This is a genomic window from Actinacidiphila glaucinigra (assembly GCF_900188405.1).
Taxonomy (GTDB): domain Bacteria; phylum Actinomycetota; class Actinomycetes; order Streptomycetales; family Streptomycetaceae; genus Actinacidiphila; species Actinacidiphila glaucinigra.
Genome location: NZ_FZOF01000077.1, coordinates 1 through 3,647 on the forward strand (window position 1 = coordinate 1; position 3,647 = coordinate 3,647).

Below are 3,647 nucleotides of genomic sequence, written 5' to 3' on the forward strand. Positions count from 1 at the left end.
AGGTCCTCTGCGAGACGCGTCGCATACCGGTCCTGAATGGTGTTGTTGTTGGACACGACAGCCGCTCCTCGTGTATCGGGGGTTGCTGCCGGATAATACCTACCCTCGAGTCAATGTGCGTTGCTGTCGTATGTGAACAACCCCTATCGGACTTCCCATGGCAGCCTTGTTCTGCCCTCGCAGAGCGGTAACGAAGCCATGGAGCGGAGTGAGCAAGGCCCTTAGACCTGCAGTCTTTCGCCGCCTTTCCAGGCTCGTCCGGTGCTGGGGCTAGGGCATGAAGTTAGCTGCAAATTGCTTCAGTTGTGGCTGGAGCCGTGGTGGTGGCCGGGCTGGTGCGGGCGGGCCGCCGCGAGGCTGCTGCCGAGCGGATCCGCCTGGCCGAACAGGCACGACTGCAAGCCGTTCAATCGCTGGATGAGGTCTGGCGGATGACGACCAGGAATTCGAGGAGTACGTGGCGATGCTGTGCCGCCGGGACGGCTGCACCAAGGTCCGCCGCGTAGGCGGCGCTGGCGACCTGGGCGCCGACGTCATCGGCTACCTGCCCGATGGCAGGACACTCGTGATCCAGTGCAAGCGCTACGCCTGGCACCGTTCGGTTGGCAGCCGGGATATCCAGACGTTCAACGGTACGGCCCGAGCCGAGCACGAGGCGGACGTCCCGGTCTTCGTCGCCCCTTGCAAGTACACCCAACCAGCGCGAAAGTTTGCAGCCAAGCAACAGTTGACGCTCATCGACGTCGACCTACTGGGCTTCTGGAACAGTGGCACCCCTTTGACGTCGTTTCTCAGCCTCGACATCAACCGCTCCGGCACCAATCGAATGCTTCATCCAGAGTTATGACCGTGCCAGTACAGCCGCGGTCGAGACGGGGAGCCTGGTTACTGCGGATGCCGCGACGCCTGGACGGCGCCGGATTAGTCAGCGAGAGCCGAGACTGGCCGTGAGGACGAAGCAGGCTGACACCCTCGACGGCCTGTGGCTTATCCCCGGAGCACAGACCATCCTCGGTCCTAGCCGACAGCAACCTGTCCACTGATTACGACGCCTGCGCCGAGGCGCCTCGCGGAGGCTGACGGTGAGACCGGCTTCGCGATGCCCCGGAGGCAGCCCTGACCGGGACAGCGCGAGCAGGAGGCAGCAGTCATGCACCGGCAGCGTGGGGCATGCCGCAGCCGGGGACGCATCGAGACGGATCGCTTTCCTTGTGGCTCAGCATGCGATCGCAGCGCCGGCACAGTGACGATTGCGCGACGACTCGGTTGCCGCCGCAGTCGACCACGGGCGTCGTGCAGATCCGGTGCGGACCTGAGTCATTGCAGTGCGGACATCGGGTCTCTGTCTGGCCGGGCGTCACAGCTGCCGCCTGCCGTGGGCATTCCCAGCCATGGCAAGACAGGCCACTACCAGCAGCGGCCAACCTCCCTCGGGCGGCCACGCCCCGGTCAGGTACAGCGAGGACGCCACAAACACGATGCCCAGCACCAGAACGGCCAGGAAGGCCGTGAAGGTGGCAGGTAGGTCTATCCTGAAGTTGACGAGCACGAGGTTCTCCTTGTGTTCTGAGCGGAAGGCCGCTCCCTGCTTCGGCCAAGAAGCATCAGGGAGCGGCCTTAGCCATTGAGCTACGCCCTACACGGGCCTGCTGAGCCGGTTGCTGTTCACATGGCAGGCTCCCTTCGCCGAGTACGTCTGTGATGGCTACTTACGAGTTTTGGGTCTGGCCGGGGGAGTGGCAATGCTGGCGGACGCGCGTAGAACTCGTCGGTCCAATGTGGACACCCCGACGACGTCTGGCGAAGGTGCGTAGCAATGGGCGACAATGACGGGCCTTCAGTAGCAGTCTGTGTCACTACGGGGGTAAGGCCATCTCTGAGCAGCCCACTTCGCAGGATCCCCGGCAAGTCTTCGCGGCCGAACTTCGGGAGCTGAGACGCCGGACGTTGAAGAAGCCCACCGAGGCGGCGCTGGCCCGGAAGATGGGGTGCGCTCGCAGCACCGTCTCGGCGATTCTGAACGGCCAGCGTTTCCCCTCGTGGGAGGTAACCGAGGCTTTCGTCAGAGCCTGCGACGAAGATCCCGCAGCATGGGAAGCCCGGTGGCTCGATGTGTCACGGCGGATCGAAGAGGGCCGACACGGCTACGACGGCGTTCCGTTCCCTCTGCAGGCGTCCGGGCCAGAGCAGACGCCGAACGGCACGATGCTGTCAGCGCGCTGGTACAAGGACAACCGCGAGTTCTACGAGGCCGGCTCGGCACGGATCTGCCGGGCCCGATCGGAAATTCGGGTTACCTACATGCGGCGGTACCCGCCGACGCAGTACACGACCCCTGCCTCGGCCGCATACTTCAAATCGATCCTGGACTGGGCCGGCGAGGACACGGAAGACGAACGGAGCGTGCGGCGCATCATCGGTATCCCGGATCGCAACGGGCAGCCCGACAGCGACATGCTCGCATGGGCGCAACAACATCACGAGGCCAGCAAGCACCTCCTGAACTACGAAGCCAGCGTGCTCAAGTGGACGCCAGGTGCAGACGGTCTGAACATGGCACTCATCGACGACACGATCGTGTTCTTGGCCTTCTCCGGCGGCCCACGCCAAAGACTGAACGGCTTCAGCGTCGCTGACCCTACTTTCATGAGCTACTTCGCCGGATACTTCGACCAGCTATGGGCAGCGCTACCACCCCTCGGTGACTACCTTCAGGAAGTTGGAGAGAACCCACAACGCGATCCATAACTCAGACCCTGGACCCTGGACCCTGGACCCTGGGACGGTTCGGGTTATCACCGCCCAGCCCGTCATGAGGTGAAGGGGCATCTGCCCAGGTCGCAGGCCATAGGTCCATAACACGCGGCCCCGATCATCGGCGATGACGGTGGCCTTCATGGTGTTCTGCTTCTTCTTGCCCGAGACGAACGCTCGACGCCCGCCGCGGCCGGCCTGGGGTCGGCGGACCTGGATCTCGGTGGTATGGAGACGCAGCTCGACATTCGCGGCCTGGGCGTAGGCGAACACGTCCGCCAGCGTGAGCAGCCGCAGGTCTGCACGGTCGGGGACTGCGCACCCACGGTCGGCCAAAAGGGCGCGGATCTCCCCGATCGCCCGAGTGACAGTGGAGCGGTCGAAGCGCCTGGCCTGCCGCACGGGGCCGCTTCGAACGATTCCTGCTGCAGGCGCTTTTCCTCGGCGGCCTTGGCCTTCTTCGCGTCCTGTTAGGCCTGCAAAAGCTGAGCGGTGACTTCTTGCGAGCCGCGGCGCCCCCTCAGACCCATCGTGTCACCTGCTGGAAAGCCATGCCCGCCCACAAGAGCAACAATCCTCGAACCGCACTGCTCGAGAGCCGTGGCGATGGAACGTTGCTGGTGGTCGGTTGTTCTCTGAGCGGCTGAAGCAGGCTGCATCTGGTGTTGTGATACCTCGCGCCGCCGTTGAACCGGCAAGGGGGCGTGCCCGCCGCACAGGCGACGATTCGGATCGGATGCAGAGACGCAGCAGTTCGGTCTCCTTCGGCGCTTTCCCGTTGCGCGGATGCTGGCCTCAAGCGCCGCTATCAACTCACCCCCTCCACGTTCGCGAGAGCCACGCCGGGCGAAGTCACCGATTAGGGGCTGTACGAGGTGAACGGGTCATTGTGG

At 64.2% G+C, this 3,647-nt stretch carries 3 protein-coding genes and 1 pseudogene; 2 read left to right on the plus strand and 2 right to left on the minus strand.

The window, feature by feature from the left end; all coding sequences use genetic code 11:
* Positions 1 to 463: 463 nt before the first annotated feature.
* Positions 464 to 847 carry a restriction endonuclease gene (locus tag CHF15_RS43720; protein ID WP_245939385.1) on the plus strand — a complete coding sequence of 128 codons (384 nt, stop codon included), beginning with the start codon at positions 464 to 466 and terminating at the stop codon, positions 845 to 847.
* 510 nt (positions 848 to 1,357) lie between these two features.
* Here the strand turns inward: CHF15_RS43720 and CHF15_RS43725 are convergent.
* Positions 1,358 to 1,549, minus strand: coding sequence for a hypothetical protein (locus tag CHF15_RS43725; RefSeq protein WP_089229513.1), 192 nt, complete (start codon positions 1,547 to 1,549; stop codon positions 1,358 to 1,360).
* Positions 1,550 to 1,872: 323 nt separating this feature from the next.
* Here CHF15_RS43725 and CHF15_RS43730 point away from each other — a divergent pair, with 323 nt between their 5' ends.
* Positions 1,873 to 2,748, plus strand: a complete 876-nt coding sequence (locus CHF15_RS43730; protein ID WP_265737431.1) for a helix-turn-helix domain-containing protein — start codon at positions 1,873 to 1,875, stop codon at positions 2,746 to 2,748.
* 78 nt (positions 2,749 to 2,826) lie between these two features.
* Here CHF15_RS43730 and CHF15_RS46335 read toward each other — a convergent pair.
* Positions 2,827 to 3,135: pseudogene (locus CHF15_RS46335) on the minus strand (transposase family protein); the annotation flags it as partial.
* Positions 3,136 to 3,647: the final 512 nt, after the last annotated feature.